General features: G+C 64.9%; 7 protein-coding genes. All 7 read left to right on the top strand.

The features are described 5' to 3' along the window. On the top strand, positions 1-254 hold a 254-nt coding region (locus tag RDM88_RS11555), incomplete at its 5' end, for a methionine adenosyltransferase domain-containing protein (RefSeq protein ID WP_308754984.1). Between the two features lie 60 nt (positions 255-314). Next, positions 315-644, top strand: a complete 330-nt coding sequence (locus RDM88_RS11550; RefSeq protein ID WP_308754983.1) for a hypothetical protein — start codon at positions 315-317, stop codon at positions 642-644. 108 nt (positions 645-752) lie between these two features. Then, positions 753-2,975, top strand: a complete 2,223-nt coding sequence (locus RDM88_RS11545) for an ATP-dependent RecD-like DNA helicase (RefSeq protein WP_308754982.1) — start codon at positions 753-755, stop codon at positions 2,973-2,975. Further along, positions 2,968-3,696: a ComF family protein gene (locus tag RDM88_RS11540; protein ID WP_308754981.1), complete on the top strand. Its 729-nt coding sequence runs from the start codon at positions 2,968-2,970 to the stop codon at positions 3,694-3,696. The genes RDM88_RS11545 and RDM88_RS11540 overlap by 8 nt, the downstream gene beginning before the upstream one ends. A 67-nt stretch (positions 3,697-3,763) precedes the next feature. After that, entirely contained in the window at positions 3,764-4,780 is a 1,017-nt protein-coding gene (locus RDM88_RS11535; protein ID WP_308754980.1) for a rod shape-determining protein, read from the top strand. Positions 4,781-4,851: 71 nt separating this feature from the next. Then, positions 4,852-5,034 carry a spore coat protein gene (locus RDM88_RS11530; RefSeq protein ID WP_101549328.1) on the top strand — a complete coding sequence of 61 codons (183 nt, stop codon included), beginning with the start codon at positions 4,852-4,854 and terminating at the stop codon, positions 5,032-5,034. 10 nt (positions 5,035-5,044) lie between these two features. Continuing rightward, a complete protein-coding gene (locus RDM88_RS11525; protein WP_308754979.1) occupies positions 5,045-5,308 on the top strand; it encodes a spore coat protein in 264 nt (87 codons plus the stop codon). Positions 5,309-5,450: the final 142 nt, after the last annotated feature.

Below are 5,450 nucleotides of genomic sequence, written 5' to 3'. Positions count from 1 at the left end.
CTTCCGATCTGAGAGTTCCCGTGTCGGTCAACGTCAACACCTTCGGCACCGGCGCGGTGGCCGACGACCTGCTCGCCGAGGCGGTGACCAAAGTCTTCGACCTGCGTCCGGCGGCGATCATCCGGACCCTCGGCCTTCGCCGCCCGATCTACCGGCAGCTCGCCGCCTACGGGCACATGGGCCGCGAGGATTTGGGCGTCAGCTGGGAAAAAACCGACAAAACCGGCGCGCTTTTGGCAGCCGTGAAGGAATAGGGCCCAAAACGCCTCACACAAAATCACCCCGGAACATAGGATGTTCCGAGGTGATTTTTCATGCTGCACATCCTGGGAATCGGACTGCTGTCGGTCTTCGCGTGTATCGGGTTCATCCACGCGGCCGCGTGGCTCGCGGTGCGCCTGAGCCGGAAAGGCAACGGGGTTTACAAGGTCGTGCCGGTCGGCGGGAAGGGGAAAAACACGGGCGACCAGATGTCCCTCTTCTACGCCTGCCTCCAGTGGGAATCCAACCCGAGCGGTCAAGTGCTTCTGCTTTACGACGCGGGCCTCGACGAAACGGGCGTCCACGACTGCGAGGAGCTCGCGCGAGGCGCGGGGGTGCGGTTCGTCCGCTCTCCGGAGGAACTGGCGGCGCTCCTGTGCTAGCGGGCGGGGGCTCCCGGCGCGCTTGCGCTTTCCTGCGCGGACGGCTATAATGATAGCTGTATAAAACCGCGGCCGCGGGGCCGATTTTCGCGCGGGAGGGAACGGAAAATGGAGCTTGGCGAACGCTACCGGCTGGAGGGCGGGGTGGAGACGGTCGTCTTCCACAGCGAGCAGACGGGCTTTACGGTGCTTGAGCTTTCGGCCGGCGGCGAGCTGGTCACCGTGGTCGGGGAGTTCGCGGGCATCGCCGTCGGCGAGACGCTCATCGTCGAGGGGGTGTACGCCACCCACCCCAAATACGGTCTCCAGCTCAAGGCGGACAAGTATGAGCGGCTGCTCCCGGCGACCGCCGCCGCCATCGCCTCCTACCTCTCCTCCGGCGCGGTCAGGGGGATCGGTCCCAAGACCGCCGGGAGGCTGGTCGCGCGGTTCGGGGACGAGACGCTTACCGTGATCGAACAGAATCCGGCAAGGCTTACCGAGGTTTCCGGAATTTCGCCAAAAAAAGCGGAACAAATTTCCAATGAGTATCGAAAATTGTTCGGTATACGAACTGTAATGTTATATCTGGCGAAAATCGGCGTTCCCGCGCCGTTTGCGATCAAGGCGTGGAAGAAGTTCGGCCCCCAGGCGCAGGAGATCGTGTCGCAGAACCCCTATGTGCTCTGCTGCGAGGAGATCGGCGTGCCGTTCGAGACGGCGGACGCCGCGGCCGACGCGGCGGGACTCGCGCCCGACAGCTTCGAGCGGATTGCCGCGGGCATCCTGCACGTGCTGCGCCACAACAGCATGAACAACGGCCACACCTGCCTGCCCGAGCCGAAGCTGCTCGAGACGGCGGCGCGGCTGGTCGGCACGGACAGCTACCACGCCGCCGACGTGCTCGAGGAGCTCGTGGCGCGCGGGGAGCTGGTTCGGCTCGATGTAAAGGGGGAGCCCTTCCTGTACGTTCCCCGCTATTACGAGGCGGAGTGCTACATCGCCTCCAAGCTCTCCCTCATGCGCGGCCAGAAGGGGGAGGGCCTCACCCCCGATCTCGAGGCGGCGATCTCCGCGCTCGAGGAAAAGCAGGGGATCACCTACGCGGCGCTCCAGCGGGAGGCGATCGTTACGGCGGTGACCGCCCCCCTCATGATCCTGACCGGCGGCCCCGGCACCGGAAAGACGACGGCGATCTCGGCGATCATCCGGCTGCTCGGGCAGATGGGGGAGAAGGTCGCGCTCGCCGCGCCGACCGGGCGCGCCGCCAAGCGGATGAGCGAATTGACCGGCGTGGAGGCCAAGACGGTTCACCGCCTGCTCGAGGTCGACTTCGACGACGGCTCGGGGGTCACCAAATTCAAGCGCGGGGAGAAAAACCCGCTGCCCTGCGAGGCGGTCATCATCGACGAGACCTCGATGATGGACACGCTCCTCTTCGAGTCGCTCCTGCGCGCCGTCAAGTTCTCCTGCCGGCTCATCCTCGTCGGCGACCCCGACCAGCTCCCGTCGGTCGGCGCGGGAAACATCCTGAGCGACCTCATCGACAGCGGAAAGCTGCCGGTCGTGCACCTGTCGGAGATCTTCCGGCAGGCGGCCCAAAGCCTCATCGTCACCAACGCGCACGCGATCGTCTCGGGGGAGGAGCCGCGTCTCGACGTGCGTGACAACGACTTTTTCTTCCTGCCCGAGCAGCAGTCGGCGCGCATCTGCGCCACCGCCGCCGACCTCTGCGCGCGGCGGCTGCCCAAGAGCTACGGCTTTTCGCCGATGTGGGACATCCAGGTGATCGCGCCGACAAGGGTGGGCGCGGCGGGCGCCGGGGAGCTCAACCGGGTGCTCCAGCAGGCGCTCAACCCGCCCGACGAGCGCAAAAAGGAGTTTTCCGCCGGCCCCCAGACGCTGCGCGAGGGGGACAAGGTCATGCAGGTGAAGAACAACTACGATCTCCTGTGGGAGAAGGAGGACGGCGAGGAGGGTTTGGGCATCTTCAACGGCGACATCGGCGTGATCGAGCTCATCAACCGCCCCTCCTCGTCGATCATCGTGCGGTTCGACGAGGGGCGGCGCGCCGAGTATTCGTTCGACATGGCGGGCGAGCTCGAGCTCGCCTACGCGATCACCGTGCACAAGAGCCAGGGCAACGAGTACGACGCGGTCATCCTGCCGCTCGCGGAGGGGCGCAGCCGCATGTATTACCGGAGCCTGCTCTACACGGCGGTCACCCGCGCGAAAAAGCTGCTCATCATCCTCGGCTCGGCCTCGGCGGTGCGCACGATGGTGCAGAGCCACAAACGGACCCGCCGCTACGCCAACCTGCGGTTTTTGCTGGGGGAGGTGTGCGATGACTAGCCTGTGGGAGCGCGCGCTCACCCTGCTCTTCCCGCACAAATGCTTTCTCTGCGGGCGGGTGCTCGCGGGGGAGGGGTGGCTGTGCGGGGAATGCGGGCTGCCGGAAACGGCGGGGGAAGCCTGTCCCGGCTGTGGCAAGCGGACGGACCGGTGCGCATGCGGCGCGTCCGGCCCGGTCTGCGACGGCGTGTCCGCGGCGCTCTGGTATGAGGGCGGCGTGCGCCGGGGCATCCACCGGTACAAATACAGCGGGCGCAGCTATTACGCGCCCTTCCTCGCGGCGCTGATGGCAAAGCGGGTGCGCGGCGACTTTGGGGACGGGGCGTTCGACCTGGTCACCTGGGTGCCGCTCCACCGTAAAAAGCTCCGCCAGCGGGGATTCTGCCAGACCGAGCTGCTGGCGCGCGAGCTTTCCCGGCGGTTGAGCGCGCCCGTCGTGGGCGGGCTTCTGGCCCACACGGGAAGGGGCGGCGCGCAGGCGCGGCAGGAGGGCGCTGCGGCGCGGGAACAAAACGCGCGGGAGGCGTTCACCCTCTGCCGGGGCGCGGCGCTCAACGGGGAGCGGGTGCTGCTTGTGGACGACGTGCTCACGACGGGCGCGACGGCCCGCCGGTGCGCGGCGCTTCTCAAAAAGGCGGGCGCGGGGGAGGTTTTCCTCGCCGCGGCGGCCACGACGCCCGCCGGACAGAGGGAAATGGCGGCAAATGGCGGCCGGCGTTGAAATGTGCTGTAAAATGTTGTATAATGGTGCGGTAATGAATCGGGCGGGGCCCGTCAGGGGGACGAATATGAATTCAATCGACATCGGGATCGACCTGGGAACGGCGACGGTACTCGTCTATAACGGCGCGCACGGCATCGTGCTGCGGGAGCCCTCGGTCGTGGCGATCAACACCCGCACCGGGGACGTGCTCAGCGTGGGCGACGAGGCGCACGACATGCTCGGCAAGACGCCCGCGCGGATCACCGCCATCCGCCCGCTGGAGGACGGTGTCATCTCCGACTACAAGATGACCGAGGCGATGATCAAATACTTCATGAAAAAGGCCTGCCCCAACAACATGATGAAGCCGCGGGTGGCGCTCTGCGTGCCCTCGCTCATCACCGGCGTGGAGGCGCAGGCGGCGGTTGACGCCGCCGTGCAGGCGGGCGCGCGCAGCGTCTACCTGATCGAGGAGCCGGTGGCGGCGGCAATCGGCGCGGGCATCGACATCTCCCGGCCGAACGGCAACCTCATCCTCGACATCGGCGGCGGCACGAGCGATATCGCGGTGCTCTCCCTCAACGGCATCGTCTGCAAGACGTCGATCAAGCTCGCGGGGGACAAGTTCAACGCCGCGATCATCAAATACATGCGTTCCCGCTACAATGTCCTGCTCGGCGAGCGGATGGCCGAGCGTGTCAAGATCGCGATTGCGAGCGTCGACCGCGACGCGGAGGACAAGACCTATGAGGTGAAGGGCCGCCACCTCGCGACCGGACTGCCGACCAAGGTGCTGCTCACCCGGAGGGAGCTCTATCCGGTGATGGTCGAGCTGGTGGACGAAATCCGCGCGGCGGTCCATTCGGTCGTCGAGCGCACGCCGCCCGAGCTTGTCGGGGACATTTTCACCAACGGCATGGTCATGACCGGCGGCGGCGCGATGCTCCACGGCATGGAGGTCTATATGTCCCGCGAACTCAAGATGCCGGTGCGCCTCGCGGAAAATCCCGTTGAATGCGTCGCGGTCGGAACCGGTCTATCCTTCCAGTATATCGACCAGCTCGTGGATGGTTTTGTGGCCTCCTCCACCCACCGCCACTGAGCGGGCAACCGTATATTTGCCTCCTTCGGTTGGAATACTTTAGGTATCCCAATTGAAGGAGGTTGTTTTTTATGCCTTTGACGTCCAAAGAACTTTCCGCCATCGAGGACCAGCTCGGCGTGGAACAGACGCTCGTCAAAAAGTTCGCGCTTTACGCCCAGATGACCACCGACCCGCAGCTCAAAACCCAGTTTGAACAGAACTCCGCGAAACACCAAAACCATTATGACCGGCTGCTCCAGCAGCTGGGTTAGGAGGGCGCTCATGAACCAGCAGAAACCGTTCGGCGACCGCGAAATGATGGAGGATGTGCTCTCGAGCCAGAAATTCGTCACAGAGGGGTACAACACCTTTGCGAACGAATGTGCGTCGCCCGCCGTCATGAGCGAGCTGATGAACATTCTCAATGAGGAACACCAGATTCAGCACGAGGTCTTTGACGAGATGGTCAAGCGCGGCTGGTACCAGACGGAGTCCGCCCCACAGAAGAAGATCGATCAGTGTAAGCAGCAGTACTCGCAGAATTAGATTTTGCCGCTCGGGGAGCGGCGGAGCTTTCACGGGAATTGCCGCTTTTCAAGCGGCAAGAATTACTTGCGCGTTCCGCCGCGCCCACGGGTTCCTTTTCGGACGGACGAAAAGGAACCAAAAGTCCGCCTAAGGGGGCTCC

The organism is uncultured Anaerotruncus sp. (genome assembly GCF_902490045.1).
GTDB lineage: Bacteria > Bacillota > Clostridia > Oscillospirales > Ruminococcaceae > Anaerotruncus.
Note: the sequence above shows the minus strand (reverse complement) of the source record. Positions and strands in the feature narration are given on the sequence as shown.

What these genes read in the sequence shown, in the direction of transcription:
- RDM88_RS11540 (WP_308754981.1), top strand. Translation starts at nt 2,968, where the DNA reads ATGACTAGCCTGTGGGAGCGCGCGCTCACCCTGCTCTTCCCGCACAAA.
- RDM88_RS11545 (WP_308754982.1), top strand. Translation starts at nt 753, where the DNA reads ATGGAGCTTGGCGAACGCTACCGGCTGGAGGGCGGGGTGGAGACGGTC.
- RDM88_RS11530 (WP_101549328.1), top strand. Translation starts at nt 4,852, where the DNA reads ATGCCTTTGACGTCCAAAGAACTTTCCGCCATCGAGGACCAGCTCGGC.
- RDM88_RS11525 (WP_308754979.1), top strand. Translation starts at nt 5,045, where the DNA reads ATGAACCAGCAGAAACCGTTCGGCGACCGCGAAATGATGGAGGATGTG.
- RDM88_RS11535 (WP_308754980.1), top strand. Translation starts at nt 3,764, where the DNA reads ATGAATTCAATCGACATCGGGATCGACCTGGGAACGGCGACGGTACTC.
- RDM88_RS11550 (WP_308754983.1), top strand. Translation starts at nt 315, where the DNA reads ATGCTGCACATCCTGGGAATCGGACTGCTGTCGGTCTTCGCGTGTATC.